The sequence below is a fragment of the Streptomyces sp. NPDC003035 genome, assembly GCF_042888285.1.
Lineage (GTDB): Bacteria > Actinomycetota > Actinomycetes > Streptomycetales > Streptomycetaceae > Streptomyces.
The window spans coordinates 25,162-44,438 of record NZ_JBIAPJ010000005.1 but is presented as its reverse complement, the minus strand read 5'-3'; the positions used below and the strand labels follow the sequence as shown (position 1 = coordinate 44,438).

Below are 19,277 nucleotides of genomic sequence, written 5' to 3'. Positions count from 1 at the left end.
CGACGCTGAGACCGCCGCCCCCACCATCCGGGGGCGGCGGTTTCGTCGGTTCCGGGGATTGCGGCGGTTCCGGCGGTTCCGTCGTGTGATCTCTCTGGTCAGTTTCACGGCCCGGAGCTACCTTCCCGCGCATGAGCGAGATACCTGCCCCCGTCCCCGCGGACCGGCTGCGCGTGGCGATGCCTCCCGTCCACGAGACCGTCGAGGACGAGCGGACGTATCGCAAGCGGAGACTCGCGGGCGCGCTCAGGATCTTCGGACGGTTCGGGTACGAGGAGGGCGTCGCCGGTCACGTCACCGCCCGGGACCCCGCGTACGCGGACTGTTTCTGGGTGAACCCCTTCGGCGCGCCCTTCGACGAACTGACCGCGAGCGATCTCGTCCTGGTCAACGGCGACGGGCAGGTCGTGGAGGGCACCGCACGTGTCAACCAGGCCGCCTTCGCCGTCCACGCCGAGGTGCACCGGGCCCGGCCCGACGTGGTCGCCGTCGCGCACAGCCACTCCACCTACGGGCGGGCGCTCGCGGCCCTCGGCGAGCTGATCGAGCCGATCACCCAGGAGGCCTGCGGTTTCTACCAGGACCACGCGCTCTACGACGCGTACACCGGGGTCGCCGTCGACCGGGAGGAAGGGCGGCGGATCGCCGTGGCCCTCGGCCCGTACAAGGCGATCGTGCTGCGCAACCACGGGCTGCTGACCGTCGGGTCCTCGGTCGACGCGGCCGCCTGGTGGTTCATCGCCATGGAACGGTGCGCCCAGGTGCAGCTGACCGCGCGGGCGGCGGGCAAGCCGGTGCCGATCGGGCACCGCGAGGCGGTCGCCACCCGCGAACAGCTCGGCACCGACCTCGCCGCGTGGATCAACTACCAGCCGCTGTGGCGCAGGATCAGCCGTGCGGAGCCCGAACTGCTGTCGTAACCGCTGCGATGCCGCTGCCGCGGAAGTGCCTTCAGCTGTCTTTACGTCAATGTGATGACGGTTCAATCACTCTCGCGCGGGGCGCTCGGAGCAGGTGAGAGGCTCCCGGGTGCGACACAATTCCTTGGACTCACCGGCCAGTTGACCGATCGGGAAGTGAACGCCGTGGCGGTGCAAGAGGCGAGACAGTGCGATGACCACGTGCGGTGCGCTCAGGGCGGGCGCGCGGGTCATCGGCGTGCCGTCGCCGCCTTCCTCGCCCGGCGCGACGAACTCGCCGCGGGCCAAGGGGTGCCCGCCGCCGTCGCGCACTCGCCCGGCGCCTCCCGGCAATGGGTCTCCGAGGCGCTCGCCCAGTCCGCTCGCACCGTCGCCGCGCGGGGCCGCGAGGCCGGTGAGGCCTGGCTCCGGCGCGTGCGGCGCGCCACCCTCGGCGCCGTGTGGGGCGCGGTTCTCGCCCTGCTCCTCGTGCAGGCGCTCACCGCGATCGGCTCGGGATGGACGGGGGCGCGCACGGCCGGTCTGGTGGCCGCGCTCCTCCTCGCGGTCCCGCTGACCTGGGCCGCCCACGCCCACCGGGCGCGCGGCGGGGTCCTCGCGCCGCTGGTCGGGGAGGACAACCGGCTCTCCACCTCCCGCGCGGTCGCGGCGGCCTGGCTGCTCTTCGCCGTCTACGCCGTGCTCTTCCTCGTGGTGCGTCTGATCACCGGCGCCGACCGGACCGGCCTTGCGATCTCCCACGGCGCCGGACTGCTGACCCTCTTCGCCCTGACGTCGGCGGTCGCCGTCGCCACCCGCCGGATCGTGTGGGTACGCGTCGTGGGGCAGCGGTTGCAGAAGGTCCGCGCCGACCGCCCCCGCGGCGCCGACCTCTTCTGCGACGACGACGGGCGGGCCTGCCTCACCGACCTCGCGTACGTCCTGGTGTCCGCCGCCGCCCTCGTCCTCGGCGCCGTGCGGCTCGGGCGCGAACCCGACCGGCTGCCCGGGCTGCCCTGGTCCCTGGTCCTCCTCGTCGCCGTGGCGGCGGCCGGTTATCTCGCCGCGAAGTGCGGGGAAGGCGGCCGGCCCGTCGTCCTGTCCGTCGTCCGGTCCCGCGAGGCGGGCGACCTGGACGCCCCGATCCGTACCGGCGACGACATCGAGATCCGGGGGGCCGGTTTCGTCCCGGCCGGCGCGAACGGTCCGGACCCGCTGACCCGACTGGTCGTGCGCATCGGCTCCGTCCACGCCCACGTTCCTCTGGTTCCCGTCCCGGGCGGCTTCGCCAACCCGACGGACGCGACCCTGACCGTGCCGCTCCCGGTGGACGTGGAGCCGGGACGGGTCGAGGTGTGGGTGGTGACGGCCTCGGGCATGGAGACCAACCGGGTCACGATCGACGTCGTCGACTGAGTCCCGGCCGCTCGCCTGAACTCTCGGCGTGTTCCTCGCGTATCCACCTGCGGGGGGTCCGGGGACAATCGGTTCTGCGGACAGTGGCGCGGAAAGGCAGGCCGTGATGTCGGGACGAATGCGCGGGACGAACGGGACGCACGAGACCAACGGAGAGCACGGAGCGTACGGGACGGTGGGCGGCGGCCGCGGCGGCCGCGGCGGTCCCGGCGGGAGCGGGGGTCCGGGCGGCCCCGGCGGACCCACCGGGTGGAGGGCCACCGCCTCGCGGTACGCCCTGCTGCCGCTACGTGTCTTCCTCGGCGTCACCTTCATCTATGCGGGGCTCGACAAACTCACCGACTCCTCCTTCATGGCCGACACCGGAAGCGGGTCCATCGGCGAGATGATGCGCGGCGTGCGGGACTCCTCGGCCGTCCCCGCCCTCGTCGACCTGGCGCTCAAAAACCCCACAGGCTTCGGGCACGCCATCGCCATCGGCGAACTCGCCGTCGGCATCGGCACCCTCCTGGGTCTCTACGCCCGGCTGGCCGCGCTCGGCGGCGCGCTGATCTCGCTGAGCCTGTGGCTCACCGTGAGCTGGCAGAGCGACCCGTACTACTACGGCAACGACCTCGCCTATCTGATGTCCTGGCTGCCGCTGGTGCTCGCCGGCGCCCCTATGTTTTCGCTCGACGCCGTTCTCGCCGAACGGCGGCGCAGACGGTAGGCGACCCAGGTCGCGAGGGCCGCGAGGCCGAGGCCGGCGCAGGTCACCGGGACCACGGCGTGCCAGGGCGTCGCCCAGGAGCCCGCGGCGTCCCCGGCGTACAGCACCGCGAGGGTGAGGGCGGTCGCGCCGGCGAGCAGTCGACCGGGACGGAACTCATGAAGCAGCACGGGTGACCTCCACCTGTCCGACTCCGACCTCCAGCGAGAGGTTCACCGTGCCACCGGGGGCCGAGCCCTTCGGCGGGGCGAGCGTACGGCTCTCGTCGTGGTCCGGCGCGATGTCGATGTCCTCGGGGCGCTGCTGCGGCAGTTGCACATCGCCCAGACCCACCTGGGCCCGCAGCTTCACCGTGACGTTCTTCGGGACGACCACCTCGATCTTTCCGGCGCCGACCTCGGCCACGGTGTCGACCGTCGTCCCGGCCGGCACCGCGAGCCGGGAGAGATCGAGCGTGCCGACGCCCGTGCCCAGTTCGTAGCGGGGCTGGACGGCGGCGACCGACGCGGGCTTCCAGGTCGTACGGACCCAGTCCGTGGAGATCTCCTTCGGCAGTGCCGCAGCCACGGCGAGCAACCCGGCGGTGACCACGGTCAGGAAGATCGTGCCGAACCCGGTCCGGCCGAGGAAGCTGCTCACCACCAGGCCGAGGCCGAGCACGCCCAGCGCGGCGACCAGGCCGATCTGGAGGCTCGTGCCGAGCGGATGGGCCTCCCAGGACAGGACCGTGCCGAGGCCGCCGGCCAGCAGCGCGAGCAGGAAGAGCAGGCCGCCTATGGAGCGCGGGCCGCGCCGGACCGCCGACACCGCGGGCCGTCGCTCGGTGTCCGCTCCGTCTGTGCCCCACTGGCTGCCGGGCACGGGGATCTCGCCGTTCTCGAGCCTGCCGTCCGGGCCCACCACACCGTGCGGGCCCCAGAGATAACCGACGGCGATCCTGCCGGTCGAGCCGTCCTTGACTATGGGGTCCTTCCACCAGGACGAGAACTCCACCAGCGGCGGGGCCTTCGCCTCCGGCGGTGCCTCCGCGACCGCCTGCGCCGTCGCCGCGTCCATCCGGCCCTCGGCGTCACCGCCGACCGCCTGCATGCGCCGCTGCGACCAGACCGCGGCGCCGCACACCGCTATCGACAGCATCATCGCGAACGCCAGCATCCCGCCGTTGTTCAGCATCGACAGGAAGACGCCACAGCCGACCAGCGCCATCAACACGGCCGCGAGCGCCGCCCCGTCGACCCGGCCGGAGAGCAGTCTGCGCCCCTCGTTCTCCTCCTCGCCCGCGAGGGGGAGCAGCAGCCACGCGAAGCCGTAGAAGATCAGCCCGATGCCGCCGGTCACGGACAGCACGCCGATCGCGATGCGGAAGATCACCGGATCGAGATCGAAGTGCCGGCCGAGGCCGCCGCACACACCGGCCACGACCTTGTGCCGCCGCGAGCGGCACAGGGCCGCGACGGGCGGGGCCTCCGCCGGCGGCGGGGCCTCGTGGTGGGAAGGCGTCGAACTCGTCATGCGTCCATGGTGACGGCCGACGCCCCGCCGTGGCACCGGGGCCGACCCTGGCACGACCCTGATATTCGGCGGGCCGTCCACCCCGAGAACCTCCTAGGGGCCGCTTCCTAGGGGCGATCTCAGGGGCCGACCCTGATGTCCCCGCACGGCCGCTCGTGTGACGATCGGTCCATGCCCGCATCCGCCCGTGTCACAGAGACCGACGAACCGCCCGTGCGCAAGCTCTACCGGAGCGCCGACGGCCGGTGGCTCGGCGGTGTCGCGCGCGGCCTCGCGGGACACCTGGGGCTGCCCGTCGTCTGGGTCCGCGCGCTGTTCGCGGCCCTGCTCCTCGCGGACGGCCTCGGCGCCCTGCTGTACGCGGTGTTCTGGATCGTCGTCCCGCTCGGTGTCGGCGGCCGCTCCACGCCCCGGCCGGTGTTCGAGACCACCGCCGACGGCCGGCGCAGGCTGCGCAAGCCCGACCGGGGCCAGGTCTTCGCGCTGATCGCGCTCGCGATCGGCGCCGCGGTCTTCGCCGGCAACATCGACTGGGGCAACAAGACCGACCGCTACGTCTGGCCGACGCTCCTGATCGGCGTCGGAGTGGTGCTCGTCTGGCGGCAGGCCGACAACGCCCGCCGGGCCAGCTGGACCGAGCCGGGCCGCCGCCGTCGCACTCTGCAGATCGCCCGCGGTCTCGCCGGAGTCGCCCTCGTCGGCATGGGGCTCACGGTCTTCATGGTGGTCCGCGGCTCCGCGGCCCAGCTGGGCACGGCGCTGACCGCCGCGATAGCCGTGCTCACCGGCATCGCGCTGCTCGCCGGACCCTGGCTGGTGCGGATGTCGCAGGACCTCTCCGAGGAGCGGACCATGCGTATCCGTGCCCAGGAGCGCGCCGAGGTCGCCGCTCATGTCCATGACTCGGTGCTGCACACACTCACGTTGATCCAGCGCAACGCGGACGAGCCGGGCGAGGTGCGCCGGCTCGCCCGGGCCCAGGAGCGCGAGCTGCGGAACTGGCTGTACAAGCCGGAGGGCACCGGCAAGGACGAGGGGGAGGAGCCCGAGACCCTCGCCGAGGCGGTGAAGCGGGCCGCCGCCGAGGTCGAGGACAAGCACGGTGTCCCGCTGGAGGTCGTCGTTGTGGGCGACTGCCCGCTCGACGAGAAACTGGCCGCGCAGATGCAGGCCGCGCGCGAGGCGATGGTGAACGCCGCGAAGTACGGTGGCGAGGGCGGGGCGGTGCAGGTCTACGCCGAGGTCGAGGGCCGTACGGTCTTCGTCTCCGTCCGGGACCGAGGGCCCGGTTTCGACCTCGATTCCGTGCCCGACGACCGGATGGGCGTAAGAGAATCGATCATCGGCCGGATGCAGCGCAACGGCGGTTCGGCCCGGCTGCGGTCCGTGCCGGGCGGAGGCACCGAAGTGGAGCTTGAGATGGAGAGGGCGGACGCATGAGTGACGAGACCGGCACCGGGACGACGGCGGCACGGATCACGGAGCGCCGGGTACGGGTCGTGCTCGTCGACGACCACCGGATGTTCCGCACGGGCGTGCAGGCCGAGATCGGCCGGACCGAGGTCACCGGCGTCGAGGTGGTCGGCGAGGCCGCCGACGTCGACCAGGCGGTCACGGTGATCACCGCCACCCGTCCCGAGGTCGTCCTGCTCGATGTGCATCTGCCGGGCGGCGGCGGGGTCGAGGTGCTGCGCCGCTGCGCGAGCCTGATGGCGGCGCCCGAGGACCCCGTGCGGTTCCTGGCCCTCTCGGTCTCCGATGCGGCGGAGGACGTGATCGGGGTGATCCGGGGCGGCGCCCGCGGTTACGTCACCAAGACGATCACCGGCACCGACCTGGTCGACTCGATCTTCCGCGTCCAGGAGGGCGACGCGGTGTTCTCCCCGCGTCTGGCGGGCTTCGTGCTCGACGCCTTCGCCTCGACCGACGCCCCGCCGGTCGACGAGGACCTCGACCGTCTCACCCAGCGGGAGCGCGAGGTGCTGCGGCTGATCGCCCGTGGATACGCGTACAAGGAGATCGCCAAGCAGCTCTACATCTCGGTGAAGACGGTCGAGTCGCACGTCTCGGCGGTTCTGCGCAAGCTGCAGCTGTCCAACCGGCACGAGCTGACCCGCTGGGCGACCGCCCGCCGACTGGTCTGAGACCGCCCGCCGTCCACAGGCCGCCGCCGGGGCCGTCGCGGCCCTCATCCCACCCGCGTCGCCCCGGCGAACGGCATCTCGTCGATCGGCGCGACGCGGATCGGAGCGCCCGGGCGGGGCGCGTGGATCATCTGCCCGCCGCCGATGTACAACCCGACATGGCTGATGCCGGAGTAGAAGAAGACCAGGTCGCCCGGGGCCAGTTCGGAGCGGGACACCCGCTGCCCGGCGTTGATCTGCGTGTATGTCGTGCGCGGCAGCGACACCCCGGCGGAGCGCCAGGCGGCCTGCGTCAGGCCCGAGCAGTCGTACGCCGACGGGCCCGTCGCCCCCCACACGTACGGCTTGCCGATCTGGTCCCTGGCGAAGGAGATCGCCTGGGCGGCGCGGCTGTTGGGCGCCGTGACCGCACCGCGAACCCCCGTGGTCCGGTCGGCCCGGGCCGCGCCGGAGCCGTCCGTACCGCTTTGGCCCGAACCGGCCACCGCCGCCTGGTACCGCGCTCGCTCTTCGGCGGTCAGCCGGGCCAGCAGGACCCGTGCCTCGCCGAGCTTGCCCTGGACGGCCGTTTTCTGCCGTCGTAGCTCGGCCTCGTGGCCGCGCAGCTGGGTCAGCCGTTCCGTCGACTCGGTGCGCAGCTGCTTGATCCCGGCGAGCTCGCGCCGTACGGAGGCGATCGCCGTCGCCTGGCGCTCCCCGGCCTTCTCCACGAGCGCGGCGCGCGCCAGGTACTGGTCCGGGTCGGAGGTCAGGGCGAGCTGTACGGCGGGATCGAGGCCGCCGGAACGGTACTGCGCGGCGGCCGTGGAGCCGAGCCCGTCGCGGGCGGTGTTGAGGCGATCGGTCCGGCGAGCGGCCTCGTCGCGCAGCCGGTCGAGAGCCCGCCGCGCCTCGTCCGCCTTCTCCTTGGCCCCGTTGTACTTCTCGGTGGCCACCTCGGCCTCCTGGTACAGCCGGTCGACCTTCGCCTTGACCTGCGCGGGGGTGAGCCTGGGCTCGGCGTGCCCGGAGCCCTCGAAGACGGTCGCCGTGGCCGCGGAGGCGAGGGCGAGCGTGGCGGCGGTCCGTGCCGCCTGGCCACCGAGGGGCGAGTTCCTGGGCTTCCGGTGAGCTGCCACGAGGGCGGGTCACATCCTCTCCCTGTGGGGGTCCATGCCCGCCGGGTCCGGCGATGGACCGCACAGGGGAGACGGCCCACCGCCGGATTTCTCGGCGGGGGCGACCGACGGCCGCCGGAAGGACCGGCGGGTGGTGGGGAGTCGGCCACCTGGGGAGGGACGCTAAACCTGAGCGTCACGGCAGGGCGGGGAGTTGACCGCTATTGACGGCAGTTGGCGCATCGGGACCGTTCGCTTCCGGCGCGGGCGGCGGGTGAGTGCCGCATTCCGGCACGGCCGTGACCGATGCGCCGGAGTGGCTGGACCCGGCCGAACAGCGGTGCTACGGCCCGGTTAGGCTCCGCCCCATGGACGTACTCATCAATGTCTTCGTCGCCCTGCACATCATCGGGATCGGCTCGCTCCTCGGCGGCTTCCTCACCCAGATGAAGGCGATGGGCGCGGGTACGGCCCGCTTCGTGCCGGCCATGCTGCACGGCGCGCTGACGATGCTGGTGACGGGTGTCGCGCTGGTCGGCCTCAACCAGGCGGACGACCAGGCCGTCAACAACCTGAAGATCGGCGTCAAGCTGGCCGTCCTGGTCGTCATCCTCGCCCTCGTGTACGTGAAGCGGGACGAGACCACCGTCGACAAGGGTCTCTTCGGCGCCGTCGGCGGCCTGACGGTGGCGAACATCTTCATCGCGACGCTCTGGACCTGAGCCCGCTCCGGGGGCGTCAGGCCGGGCGGACGCTCCCGTAGATCGGCATGTAGTAGATCGACTCCTCGCGGACGTCGGCACCCGGCTTCGGCGCGTGGATCATCTTGCCGCCACCGATGTACAGGCCCACGTGGCTGATGTCGTCGTAGAAAAAGACGAGGTCGCCGGGGAGCAGATCGGCCGTCGCGATCCGGGTGCCGACCTTCACCTGGTCCCAGGTGGTGCGGGGCAGCTCGACGCCCGCGGCCTTCCAGGCGGCCTGGGTCAGCCCCGAGCAGTCGTACGAGCTCGGGCCCGTCGCGCCCCAGACGTACGGCTTGCCGATCTGGGCCCGGGCGAACGCCAGCGTCTTCTCGGCCTTCGCCGCGTACGTCGAGTCGGTCGATCCGCCGGTCGCCGGCGGCTCGGGCTGCTGGCCCGTCGCCGCCTCCTCCTGCCGGCGCCGCTCGGCCTCGGCGGCCTTCGCAGCCGCCTCGGCGGCCGCCTCCGCCTTCGCCCGCTCCTCCGCCTTGCGCCGGGCCTCGGCCTCGCGCTTGCGCTCCAGCTCCGCGAGCCGGGCCTTCTCCTCGGCGGTCAGCCGGGCCAGGAGTGTCCGCGCCTCCGCCAGCTTCCGCTGGACGGTCTGCTTGCTCGTGCGCAGCGTCGCCTGCGACTCGGTGAGGCTCTCCAGGCTCTTGGTGGCCTCCGCCCGCTGCTTCGCCGCCGCGGCGCGCTTGCCCTCGTAGTCGGCCACAGCGCTGTGCTGCCGCTCGGAGAGCCGGGCCATGAGATGGGTCTGGTCGAAGTACGACTGCGGGTTGTCGGCGAAGATCAGCGCGGCGGTCGGGCCGACCGCCCCCGTCCGGTACTGCGCAGCCGCGTACGAGCCGAGCGCGCGCCGGGACTCGTTGATCGCGTCCGTCCGCTGGGCCACGTCGTCGAGGAGGCGGTCGACCTTGCGGCGCTGCCGGTCGGTGGCCTCCTTGGCCCGGTTGTACTCCTGCGTCGCCGTTCCGGCCTGCCGGTAGAGGTCGTCGACCTTCTTCTGGATCTCCTCCACCCTCGGCCTCGGCGGGGCGGCGGGCGCCGCCTGGGCGCTCTGCGTGGACAGCAGGGTGACGGAGGCGATGGCGGCCGTCGTGACCCCGACGGCGGGGGAGTGCGGACGTGTGCTGCGCGGCTTGCGATGGGACGCCAAGACCGGCATCTCCTTCCGTGGCCGCCGGCATGCGCGGGCCCGACCGGCTTCGCACCGGGCCGGATGCGGCGTGGGCCGCCCGCTCGGCGCGATTCGCCGTCGGAGAGGACGGGCTGCTTGGGCGAGCACGCTAGCCAACCCGTGGGGCGGCTGTGAAGGCCGATGTTCGATATGCCCGATACATTTTCGTGACCTGAAGCGGACGGTCACCTTCCGTGAGAATGCGGTCACTTCTGGAGGTGGGACCGGGTTGTCGGTGGGGCCGCCTAGACTCGTTAAGCGATGAGCAGCCTCTTTGACGACAGCTTCCTGGCGAGCCTCCAGAACCACTCCTCGGAGGAGCCCCCGCCCCCGCCCGAGGACCACGACCACGGTGCCCCGGCCGCGGAGGAGGTCCCGCACGACCTCTTCGGGGGCGCCTTCGACGTGCCGCCGGCCAGGGACGCGCACTACCGCGACGGAGCCCCGCGCCCCGTCGTGGACGCCGCCGCGCTCCTGGACGGGCTGAACGAACAACAGCGCGCCGCCGTCGTCCACACCGACACCCCGCTGCTCATCGTGGCGGGCGCCGGCTCCGGCAAGACCCGGGTCCTCACCCACCGCATCGCCCACCTCCTGGCCACCCGGCACGTCCACCCCGGCCAGATACTGGCGATCACCTTCACCAACAAGGCCGCCGGCGAGATGAAGGAGCGCGTCGAGCACCTCGTCGGCCCGCGCGCCCACGCCATGTGGGTCATGACCTTCCACAGCGCCTGCGTCCGCATCCTGCGCCGCGAGTCGAAGAAGCTCGGCTTCACCTCCTCGTTCTCGATCTACGACGCCGCCGACTCCAAGCGCCTGATGGCCCTGGTCTGCCGCGATCTGGACCTCGACCCGAAGAAGTTCCCGCCGAAGTCCTTCAGCGCCAAGATCTCGAACCTGAAGAACGAGCTGATCGACGAGGAGACCTTCGCCGACCAGGCCGCCGACGGCTTCGAGAAGACGCTCGCCGAGGCGTACCGGATGTACCAGGCGCGGCTGCGCGAGGCCAACGCCCTGGACTTCGACGACATCATCATGACGACGGTCCACCTGCTCCAGGCGTTCCCTGACGTCGCCGAGCACTACCGCCGCCGCTTCCGCCACGTCCTCGTCGACGAGTACCAGGACACCAACCACGCCCAGTACACCCTCGTACGGGAGCTGGTCGGCACCGGCTACGAGGACCTGGAGCCGGCCGAGCTGTGCGTCGTCGGTGACGCGGACCAGTCGATCTACGCCTTCCGCGGCGCGACCATCCGCAACATCCTCCAGTTCGAGGAGGACTACCCGAACGCGACGACGATCCTGCTGGAGCAGAACTACCGCTCGACGCAGACGATCCTCTCCGCCGCCAACGCCGTCATCGAGCGCAACGAGAGCCGCCGTCCCAAGAACCTGTGGACGAACGCGGGCGCGGGCGCGCGGATCACCGGCTATGTCGCGGACACCGAGCACGACGAGGCCCAGTTCGTCGCCGACGAGATCGACCGGCTCACGGACGCGGGCGACGCGAAGGCCGGCGACGTCGCCGTCTTCTACCGGACCAACGCCCAGTCCCGTGTCTTCGAAGAGATCTTCATCCGCGTCGGACTGCCCTACAAGGTCGTCGGCGGCGTGCGCTTCTACGAGCGCAAGGAGGTCCGCGACGTCCTCGCCTACCTGCGCGTCCTCGCCAACCCCGAGGACAACGTCCCGCTGCGCCGGATCCTGAACGTGCCCAAGCGCGGCATCGGCGAGCGCGCCGAGGCGATGATCGACGCCCTCTCCCTCCGGGAGAAGATCACCTTCCCGCAGGCGCTGAAGCGGGTCGACGAGGCGTACGGCATGGCGGCCCGCTCCGCCAACGCCGTGAAGCGCTTCAACACCCTCATGGAGGAGCTCCGTACCGTCGTCGACTCCGGCGCCGGCCCGGCGGTCGTCCTCGAGGCCGTCCTGGAGCGGACCGGCTACCTCGCCGAGCTGCAGGCCTCCACCGACCCGCAGGACGAGACCCGGATCGAGAACCTCCAGGAGCTGGCGGCCGTGGCCCTGGAGTTCGAGCAGGAGCGCGGCGAGGAGCCCGCCACCCTCGCCGAGTTCCTGGAGCAGGTCGCGCTCGTCGCCGACTCCGACCAGATCCCCGACGAGGACGAGGAGGGGTCCGGAGTCATCACGCTGATGACGTTGCACACCGCCAAGGGCCTCGAATTCCCGGTGGTGTTCCTGACCGGCATGGAGGACGGTGTCTTCCCGCACATGCGCGCGCTCGGCCAGGCCAAGGAGCTGGAGGAGGAGCGACGCCTGGCGTACGTGGGCATCACCCGTGCCCGCGAGCGGCTGTACCTGACGCGCTCCTCCATGCGCAGCGCCTGGGGCCAGCCGTCGTACAACCCGGCCTCGCGCTTCCTGGAGGAGATCCCGCCGACGTATCTGGAGTGGAAGCGGACCGGCCCCATGGTCAAGCCCGCCGGGCCGACCTCGGGCATCACCTCCTCGCTCTCCTCCTCACGCGCGCGCACGGGCCCTTCGGGCTTCGCCACGCGCCGCACCACCGACAAGCCGGTCCTCGCGCTCCAGGTGGGCGACCGGGTCACGCACGACCAGTTCGGGCTCGGCACGGTCATGCAGGTGACGGGTGTCGGCGCCGACGCACAGGCGACGATCGACTTCGGCGACGAGAAGCCCAAGCGACTGCTCCTGCGGTACGCGCCGGTCGAGAAGCTGTAGGACGACGACAGGAGAGAGGCCCCGGCCGATGGCCGGGGCCCCTCTCCTGCGCTGTCCGCGGAAGCGTCAGCCGGTGGGGCTGAGACCGTGGCCGCGCAGCCATGCCTCGGGGTCGATCGCCGCGCCGCCGCCCGGCCGGACCTCGAAGTGGAGGTGCGGGCCGGTGGAGTTGCCGGAGTTGCCGGAGTACGCGATGACATCACCGGCCTTGACCTTGCCGCTGCGGATCTTGGTGCTGCTCAGGTGGCAGTACCAGGTCTCGGTGCCGTCGGCGGCGGTCACGATCGCCATGTTGCCGTAGGCGCTGTTGTACTGGGTGCGGACAGTGCCGTCGGTCGCGGCCATCACCCTGGTGCCGTACTGGACCGGGAAATCGATGCCGGTGTGCACGGACATCCAGTTGACGCCCGCCTGTCCGTAGCGCGCGCTGAGCTCGTGCAGCTTCACCGGGAGCGCGAACTTGGGACGCAGCGCCTCCTTGCGGGCCGCCTCCTCCTCGCGCTTCTTCTTCTCGGCTTCCTGGCGCAGCTTGAGGTCGATGCGCTCCTGGGTGCGGCTGGCGCGGTCGCCGAAGTCGCGGGCCTCGGCGCTGAGCGCCGCGAGCTGGGTGTCCAGCTCGTTGTTGGCGGCGACCGGCTTGACCGAGGCCGGGTCGGCTGCGGCGAGCGCCGTCGTGTCGTTCTTCGTGTCGGCGTCCGCGTCGGCGAGCCCGCCGACCGAGGCGGCCGCGATCCCGGCGACGCCCATGACGCAGGCGGAGGGGACGGCGACGGTCAGCAGCGCGGAGCGCTTGGCGGGGGTACGCCGACGGCCACGGCTGCCACCGGAGGAACGGCGCACGGGGCGGGCGGCCGTGGCGGCCGCCGCGGTGGCGACGGATTCCGTGAGGGTCTCGACGACCGGCTCCGGCTCCTGGGCGTCCGCCGGGGGCTCATAGACGTACTCGTACGTGTACCCGTCCGCGTCGGTGTACACATCGGTGTACGCGTCCGAGTACGTGTCGTCCTGCGCGACGGCCTCGAACTGCGCCGTGGGCTCGGAGGGCGCGGGGTGGTCCGCCGACTGCTCGGGGACGAACTCGTACTCGGGGGTGTACTGCTGCGGAACGACGGGGTCGGCGACCAGGAGGTCCTGCTCCGGCGCGGCGTAGTTCCAGGCGGTGGCGTCGTAGGTGCCCGTCTCGAAGGCCGGGGCGGCCCACTGGCCTGTGGTGTCGTACGAGTCGTACGAGGTGACGTGCGCGGTCTCGTACTGCCCGGTCTGCTGCGCCTCGCTCCAGGCGGTGGCGTCCCACTGGCCCGTGGTGTCGTACTCCTGCGTCATCGGCTGCTGTGCGACGTAGGTGTCGTACGTGCCGGCGTCCCACTGGTGGCTGCCGTTCCACTGAGTGGTGTCGTACTGGCCGCTGTGGCCCGCGTCGTAACCGCCCGGGAGGGCGCCGAAGAGCGGGTCGCTCGCGAAGCCGCCGGTGTTGTGGGCGTCGTCTCCGACGTATCCGGCGTGGGGGTGCTGGTCGTTCACCAACTTCTCTCTCGCCTCGGCGGCAGAACCAGCCCGGGGCGGGCCCGCAGAGGGGTGTCCCGGGGTTAAGCAGTGGCGCGACTGTACCCGGCGGTATACGCAAGCGACAATCTTCGAAGGGTTTTGGGTCCGCAGGAAACGGGCAATCGGCCGTGTTTCGGTGGCCTCGGGGGAGAGCTTTGGCTCTGTGTTCGAGGAACGTTCGAAGAACGGACACCTTCTGGCGGGTCGTCAGGCGTCCGCGTGCCGAAAAGTGCGCCGGGTCGCGCGCCGGGGCGGGGTGCGGGAATCACGCCACGGACGCCCCCGGCTCGGTCCCCGGCGTGGCGCCGGCCGAATCCTCGGCATCCTCGGCCTCGAGGACCTGCAGGATCCCGGCCACGACGGTCGGATGCACCGGCAGGGCGAGATGGCCGATCCCGCTGACCCGGACGTTGTGGACGAGCAGATCCGGGTGGTCGAGCCGCGCGGTCTCCACCGGGACCATCACCTGATCGAGATCGCTCCAGAAGCTGACGCACGCCGTACGGCAGTCGGGCGCGGGCTCGGCGAGCTCCCGCAGCACCTCGGAACCGGGGCGCATCTGGCGGATCAGAGGATGGGCACCGGCCCACGGCGCGGCGGCGGTACCGGAGTGCGGGGTGCCGAGCATGACCAGCGTGCCCACCCGTGCGTCACCGCCCAGGCGCTGTACGTAATAACGGGCGATGAGACCGCCGAGACTGTGCCCGACGATGTCGACCTCGTCGTGGCCGGTGCGGGCACAGACCGCCTCCACATGGCGGCCGAGCAGCTCCGCGGCGGCGCGCAGGTCGCAGGTGAGCGGAGAGTAGTTGAACGACTCGACAGGGCGACGGCCCTGCCGGGCGAGGGCGCGCCGCAGCAGGACGAAGACCGAACGGTTGTCGACGAAGCCGTGCAGAAGGACGACGGGGCGCCCGGTGCCGGCCTTCGGGTCTTTGGCGGCGGCGGGGCGCTCGGAGGCGATTCCGGAGGGATAGAGGATCAGATGGCCGGTGAGGATCGCCAGCTCCAGGGCATTGGCTTTCAGCGCAGTGGTGACCTTGGTGAGCCTGGTGAACTCCATCGGCGACCTCCCGACCGGCACGCGGGCGCCGAACGGCGATGCGGTGGGTCGTGCCCCCGTGCCGTGCGGCTGACGGCGTCGGCGCGGGGCGAACATGTCCCTCTGTGTGATTTCCCCCTCGCTGCCCACCGCGAAACGGCCGCTTGCGGGATGCTGGCGATAACGTTCGTTCACCTCCCCGGCAAATAGGCGCGGGGGTCGCATGTGGAGGCAGTGATGGGTGTGACCGGTCCGATCCGCGTGGTGGTGGCCAAGCCGGGTCTCGACGGCCACGATCGCGGGGCCAAGGTGATCGCGCGGGCACTGCGCGACGCCGGCATGGAGGTCATCTACACGGGGCTGCACCAGACGCCGGAGCAGATCGTGGACACGGCGATCCAGGAGGACGCCGACGCGATCGGCCTCTCGATCCTCTCGGGCGCGCACAACACGCTCTTCGTGAAGGTGCTGGAGCTCCTGAAGGAGCGCGAGGCGGAGGACATCAAGGTCTTCGGCGGCGGCATCATCCCGGACGGGGACATCGCGCCGCTGAAGGAGAAGGGCGTGGCGGAGATCTTCACGCCGGGCGCGACGACGGCGTCGATCGTGGACTGGGTGAACGCGAACGTCCGCGTAGCCGCCTGACGGCGGAGGCGCAGGGGGGGACGGTGTCGGCTCCGGGGGCTCCCGCCCCCTGACGGCCGAGGACCATCCACCCGTGCCGGCGGCCCCACCGGCCTGCCCGGGCCCCGGCCCAGGCCTGCGGCGGCCGACGGTCGAACCGCGTCCACCGGTCGGCGGCAGCGCCGCCGGAGCGGCGGACCGGTCTCGGGTTACGGCGCCGGAGGCTGGGCCGACCGGCTGCCGGAGACGCCCCGGGATCTCCTACGGCGTTCAGGGCGCGCGGGCCGGTCGGCCGGTGGAAGCGCCGGACCGGTCCTTGGGCCTCCTGTGACGCCGGGGCGGCCGGGTGTCGAAGCGGTCTGTCCGTAGTGCCGTGCGGCGGCTCGTGTCGTGCCGACCTACGGGCTGCTTCCCGGGCGGGCAAGGCGGCGCCTCGCAGTCGTGCAGCCCTGCTGGACCGTCCGGTCGCGCGGCCCCGCTCCGGTACGCACCGCCCCAGTAGATCGGCTTGCCGACCCACCGGGCGGCCAGGCCGTGGCTGTCGCTCAGCCCGCCAGCTCCGCTCGTATCTGCGCCCGCAGGCGCAGGGTCGACACCAGGCGCTGGAACGCCTCGGACCAATAACTCCCGGCTCCCGGGGACGCGTCCTCCTGTTCCGCGGGCAGGGCGGTGAGGGTCTCCAGTTGGGTCGCCGCGTCCGGGGAGAGGCAGCGTTCCGCGAGGCCCATCACCCCGCTGAAGCTCCAGGGGTAACTGCCCGCCTCCCGTGCGATGTCCAGGGCGTCGATCACCGCGCCGCCCAGCGGCTCCGCCCACGGCACCGTGCACACGCCGAGCAGCTGGAACGCCTCCGACAGGCCGTGCGCCGCGATGAACGAGGCCACCCAGCGGGCCCTTTCCTCGTCGGGGAGCGTCGAGAGCAGCTTCGCCCTCTCGGCGAGGGACGCGATGCCGGGGCCGGTCGCCGGCGGGGCCGCCGGTGCGCCGAGCAGGGCCCGGGACCAGGCGGCGTCCCGCTGCCGTACCGCCGCTCGGCACCAGGCGGCGTGCAACTCCGCCTGCCAGTCGTCGGCGACCGGCAGGGCGACGATCTCCTCGGGCGTCCGCCCGCCGAACCGCGTGGGCCAGCAGGACAGCGGCGCCGACTCGACCAGTTGGCCCAGCCACCACGACCGCTCGCCGCGGCCCGCGGGCGGCGTGGGTATCAGCCCGTCCCGCTGCATCCCTTCGTCGCACTCGTGCGGTGCTTCGACGACGACGGCCACGGCCCCTTCCGTACGGTCCAGGGAGACACAGGACGAGGCGCGCCCCGCCATCCGGCCCGCGAGCGCCGAGCCGGGCAGCGCGGAGAGCAGCTCGGCAGCCGTGGACCGCACATTGCGACTGCGGTCGGACAGGGCCGCCTCCAGGAACTCCTCGTCCGCGCCGGAGAGTCCGGCTCGCAGCGAGTCCAGGAACATCAGCCGGTCCTCGGCCCGTTCGGCCGCCCACGTGGAACGCAGCAGTTCCCGCGCGGCTTCCGGGTCCGCGGCCCGTACGGAGGCGAGCAGCGCGACCCGTTCGGCGAACAGGCCCTCGTCCCACAGCGCCCGGACCGCCTCGCCGTCCCGCGGGTCCGGGAGTGTGGCGCTCCCTCCGACACCGCGCAGGGCGAACTTCCACTCCGGATTCAGCCGGGCCAGCCACAGGCCGCGCGGCCCGGCCAGCACGAGGGCCTGGGGCCGCAGATCGGTACGGGCACGGGCGGCGTCCAGGAGGGCGGGCAGCGCCGAGGCGGGTGCCTTGTAGCCGTGTTCGTTGGCGGCGGCGAGCCACTGGGGGAGCAACTCGGCCAGGTCGGGCGCGGCCCCGCGCCGCCCCCCGGACGGTGCGGCCGCGGCGCGGCCCGCGAGGAGCTGGGTGAGACGGCGGCGGGCGGGCTCGGGCAGGGGCCGACGGGTGTCCTGGGGCGCGGGCTCCGGTGCCGCGCCGGCGGGGCCGGGCCGCAGCCCCGCCCTGCGCCGTACGGTGTGCAGCGCCGCGGCGTCGAGCAGCGCGACGGGAGCGTCCCCGGCCGCCGCCCCGGGGAGCGCGGGCGGTCGGCGGTCGGTGCCGAGCAGCGCCGAGGTGACGAGGTCTTCCCAGGCGTCCATCGAGGTCCTCCAGGCTGTCTTCGGGCGGTCGTACGGAGTCAGTGGAGCGGCACCGTCTCTCCGGGGGCGTCGGCGGACCAGGCGGCGAGCGGGGTGAACCCGCGGTGCCCGCATTCCCCGAAGACGGTCACGGGGCCGCCCCCGGAGAGGGCGACGAGTCGCCACAGGCCGGGCCGCCCGAGCGCGGGACCGCTGAGCGGGAGCGCCTCGCCGCCGCCCGTGACCGACACCGCGTCGGCGAGCTGCCAGCCGTGGTCCGTCGGGATCGGGACGACATCGGCCAGCGTCACCGGCCAGGAGTCCAGCCAGGGGTCCTCCCGCAGGGCGAGACCGTAGGCGGTGAGCGCGTCCCCGACCGTGCCGCCCGAGGGCGGCCTGTCGAGCGGAGCGGGCGGTGCGAAGCGCTCGCCCAACTCGGCCCGCAGAGCGCCCGCGCCCGCGTGGGGCAGGAGCGCGGCATCGAGCACCACGCCCACGGGCAGAGCCAGTTCGGGCGCGCGCCCCGCGGCTCCGAACGAGAGGAGCAGCGCCGTGCGTCCGGTCTCCCGGCCGTGCAGCCACATGCGACGGGTCGTCAGCTTGCCGTCCGTCGAGTCGTACTGGGCCAGCACCAGCCAGCGGTCCCGCACCGCGGCGCCCTCCGCCGGCGCGGCCAGGCCCACCCGGGTGCGGACGGTCGCGGCCAGCGGTCCGGGGAGCCGGTCGACGGAGAGCCAGGCGCGGTCGAGGAGATGGGTCAGCGCGCACTCCTCCAGGAGCCGGACCGGCCAGCCGGGCCCCGAGCCCGGTATCGCGCCCAACTCCCTGACCCGCCCCGCGAGCCCGGGGGCCTGGGCGTCGACCATCCGGGCCGCGGTCTCCTCCCACAGGCCGTATCCGGACTGCTCGGCCGAGGCCAGTCCGCCCCGCAGCAGATCGGCGAGCCGCTGCTCCAACTCCTCGGCGCCCGCGGTGATCCGGGCCGCCCGGCGCTCCGCCCTGCGGCGCGCCGCCTCGGGATCGCCGCCCGTCCTGCCGGCACCCTCCGCCTCTCGGGCCCGCGCTCCCTCGGTCCGCTCGCGTCTGCTCTCCAGCCACCGCTCCGCCCAGTCCGGAGCGTCACCGCCCCCGACGGCCCCGTCGCCCTCGGACCAGAGCAGCAGTAGCCCCAGCGCGTGCTTGCACGGGAACTTCCGGCTGGGACAACTGCACGCGTATGCGGGGCCCGTGGTGTCGACGACCGTGCGGTACGGCTTGCTGCCGCTTCCCCGGCACAGGCCCCAGACGGCCCCCTCGCCGCTGCTGCCCGCACCGGACCACGGCCCGGCCGTGCCGAGCTTGCTCCCCGCTCTGCGCGAGGCGTCGTCAGGAGCCAGTGCCAGCACCTGATCCGCCGTCCAGCGCACCCCCAGTGTGTCCATGCCCACGACGGTAGGGGGGGCCACTGACAATGCGCCCGACCTGCGGTTTCCTTACGCCGTCGGTCGATTGTCAGTGGCATGGTGCACGGTGGATCACACATCAGGTCGAACGATCTGGAGGGGGATCC

15 protein-coding genes are annotated in these 19,277 nt (G+C 72.7%); 8 read left to right on the top strand and 7 right to left on the bottom strand.

Going from position 1 to position 19,277, the window contains the following annotated elements:
• Window positions 1–131 precede the first annotated feature (131 nt).
• The 3 genes from ACFYV5_RS16780 (at window position 132) to ACFYV5_RS16770 (ending at window position 3,024) form a co-directional block, all read left to right on the top strand.
• On the top strand, window positions 132–920 hold the full coding sequence (locus ACFYV5_RS16780; protein WP_355105254.1) for a class II aldolase/adducin family protein: 789 nt from the start codon (window positions 132–134) through the stop codon (window positions 918–920).
• 156 nt (window positions 921–1,076) lie between these two features.
• Entirely contained in the window at window positions 1,077–2,315 is a 1,239-nt protein-coding gene (locus tag ACFYV5_RS16775) for a hypothetical protein (RefSeq protein WP_389169929.1), read from the top strand.
• A 106-nt stretch (window positions 2,316–2,421) separates the two neighbouring features.
• Complete coding sequence (locus ACFYV5_RS16770) at window positions 2,422–3,024, top strand: DoxX family protein (RefSeq protein WP_389169019.1); 603 nt, start codon at window positions 2,422–2,424, stop codon at window positions 3,022–3,024.
• 156 nt (window positions 3,025–3,180) lie between these two features.
• Here the strand turns inward: ACFYV5_RS16770 and ACFYV5_RS16765 are convergent, their stop codons facing one another.
• The gene (locus ACFYV5_RS16765) at window positions 3,181–4,536 is read right to left on the bottom strand and encodes a PspC domain-containing protein (protein WP_389169017.1); all 1,356 of its coding nucleotides are present in this window, start codon (window positions 4,534–4,536) and stop codon (window positions 3,181–3,183) included.
• Window positions 4,537–4,707: 171 nt separating this feature from the next.
• Between ACFYV5_RS16765 and ACFYV5_RS16760 the strand changes: the two genes are divergently transcribed.
• Together ACFYV5_RS16760 and ACFYV5_RS16755 are read left to right on the top strand one after the other, a co-directional pair.
• Window positions 4,708–5,976 (top strand): PspC domain-containing protein, encoded by a 1,269-nt coding sequence (locus tag ACFYV5_RS16760; RefSeq protein WP_389169015.1) that lies wholly within the window; start codon window positions 4,708–4,710, stop codon window positions 5,974–5,976.
• Complete coding sequence (locus ACFYV5_RS16755) at window positions 5,973–6,680, top strand: LuxR C-terminal-related transcriptional regulator (protein WP_389169014.1); 708 nt, start codon at window positions 5,973–5,975, stop codon at window positions 6,678–6,680. Before ACFYV5_RS16760 ends, ACFYV5_RS16755 begins: the two co-directional genes overlap by 4 nt.
• A gap of 44 nt (window positions 6,681–6,724) precedes the next feature.
• On the opposite strand, the gene ACFYV5_RS16750 is transcribed toward ACFYV5_RS16755, so the two are convergent.
• A complete protein-coding gene (locus ACFYV5_RS16750) occupies window positions 6,725–7,798 on the bottom strand; it encodes an NlpC/P60 family protein (RefSeq protein WP_389169012.1) in 1,074 nt (357 codons plus the stop codon).
• Window positions 7,799–8,145: 347 nt separating this feature from the next.
• Between ACFYV5_RS16750 and ACFYV5_RS16745 the strand changes: the two genes are divergently transcribed.
• Window positions 8,146–8,499 (top strand): hypothetical protein, encoded by a 354-nt coding sequence (locus ACFYV5_RS16745; protein ID WP_355105266.1) that lies wholly within the window; start codon window positions 8,146–8,148, stop codon window positions 8,497–8,499.
• 16 nt (window positions 8,500–8,515) lie between these two features.
• Here the strand turns inward: ACFYV5_RS16745 and ACFYV5_RS16740 are convergent, their stop codons facing one another.
• Complete coding sequence (locus tag ACFYV5_RS16740; RefSeq protein ID WP_389169011.1) at window positions 8,516–9,685, bottom strand: NlpC/P60 family protein; 1,170 nt, start codon at window positions 9,683–9,685, stop codon at window positions 8,516–8,518.
• Between the two features lie 273 nt (window positions 9,686–9,958).
• On the opposite strand from ACFYV5_RS16740, the gene pcrA reads away from it, so the two are divergent.
• Window positions 9,959–12,406, top strand: a complete 2,448-nt coding sequence (gene pcrA / locus ACFYV5_RS16735; RefSeq protein ID WP_389169009.1) for a DNA helicase PcrA — start codon at window positions 9,959–9,961, stop codon at window positions 12,404–12,406.
• A gap of 66 nt (window positions 12,407–12,472) precedes the next feature.
• Here the strand turns inward: pcrA and ACFYV5_RS16730 are convergent, their stop codons facing one another.
• Complete coding sequence (locus tag ACFYV5_RS16730) at window positions 12,473–13,927, bottom strand: M23 family metallopeptidase (protein ID WP_389169007.1); 1,455 nt, start codon at window positions 13,925–13,927, stop codon at window positions 12,473–12,475.
• 289 nt (window positions 13,928–14,216) lie between these two features.
• The gene (locus tag ACFYV5_RS16725; protein WP_389169006.1) at window positions 14,217–15,014 is read right to left on the bottom strand and encodes an esterase/lipase family protein; all 798 of its coding nucleotides are present in this window, start codon (window positions 15,012–15,014) and stop codon (window positions 14,217–14,219) included.
• Window positions 15,015–15,230: 216 nt separating this feature from the next.
• Between ACFYV5_RS16725 and ACFYV5_RS16720 the strand changes: the two genes are divergently transcribed.
• The gene (locus ACFYV5_RS16720; RefSeq protein WP_355105276.1) at window positions 15,231–15,638 is read left to right on the top strand and encodes a cobalamin B12-binding domain-containing protein; all 408 of its coding nucleotides are present in this window, start codon (window positions 15,231–15,233) and stop codon (window positions 15,636–15,638) included.
• Window positions 15,639–16,162: 524 nt separating this feature from the next.
• On the opposite strand, the gene ACFYV5_RS16715 is transcribed toward ACFYV5_RS16720, so the two are convergent.
• Together ACFYV5_RS16715 and ACFYV5_RS16710 are read right to left on the bottom strand one after the other, a co-directional pair.
• Window positions 16,163–17,749, bottom strand: a complete 1,587-nt coding sequence (locus ACFYV5_RS16715; RefSeq protein WP_389169004.1) for a DUF5691 domain-containing protein — start codon at window positions 17,747–17,749, stop codon at window positions 16,163–16,165.
• Between the two features lie 38 nt (window positions 17,750–17,787).
• On the bottom strand, window positions 17,788–19,149 hold the full coding sequence (locus tag ACFYV5_RS16710; protein WP_389169002.1) for an SWIM zinc finger family protein: 1,362 nt from the start codon (window positions 19,147–19,149) through the stop codon (window positions 17,788–17,790).
• Window positions 19,150–19,277: the final 128 nt, after the last annotated feature.

Coding starts and splice junctions, on each gene's coding strand:
- ACFYV5_RS16780 (WP_355105254.1), top strand. CDS start 132: ATGAGCGAGATACCTGCCCCCGTCCCCGCGGACCGGCTGCGCGTGGCG.
- ACFYV5_RS16770 (WP_389169019.1), top strand. CDS start 2,422: ATGTCGGGACGAATGCGCGGGACGAACGGGACGCACGAGACCAACGGA.
- ACFYV5_RS16765 (WP_389169017.1), bottom strand. CDS start 4,536: ATGACGAGTTCGACGCCTTCCCACCACGAGGCCCCGCCGCCGGCGGAG.
- ACFYV5_RS16760 (WP_389169015.1), top strand. CDS start 4,708: ATGCCCGCATCCGCCCGTGTCACAGAGACCGACGAACCGCCCGTGCGC.
- ACFYV5_RS16755 (WP_389169014.1), top strand. CDS start 5,973: ATGAGTGACGAGACCGGCACCGGGACGACGGCGGCACGGATCACGGAG.
- ACFYV5_RS16745 (WP_355105266.1), top strand. CDS start 8,146: ATGGACGTACTCATCAATGTCTTCGTCGCCCTGCACATCATCGGGATC.
- ACFYV5_RS16740 (WP_389169011.1), bottom strand. CDS start 9,685: ATGCCGGTCTTGGCGTCCCATCGCAAGCCGCGCAGCACACGTCCGCAC.
- pcrA (WP_389169009.1), top strand. CDS start 9,959: ATGAGCAGCCTCTTTGACGACAGCTTCCTGGCGAGCCTCCAGAACCAC.
- ACFYV5_RS16725 (WP_389169006.1), bottom strand. CDS start 15,014: ATGGAGTTCACCAGGCTCACCAAGGTCACCACTGCGCTGAAAGCCAAT.
- ACFYV5_RS16720 (WP_355105276.1), top strand. CDS start 15,231: ATGGGTGTGACCGGTCCGATCCGCGTGGTGGTGGCCAAGCCGGGTCTC.
- ACFYV5_RS16715 (WP_389169004.1), bottom strand. CDS start 17,749: ATGGACGCCTGGGAAGACCTCGTCACCTCGGCGCTGCTCGGCACCGAC.
- ACFYV5_RS16710 (WP_389169002.1), bottom strand. CDS start 19,149: ATGGACACACTGGGGGTGCGCTGGACGGCGGATCAGGTGCTGGCACTG.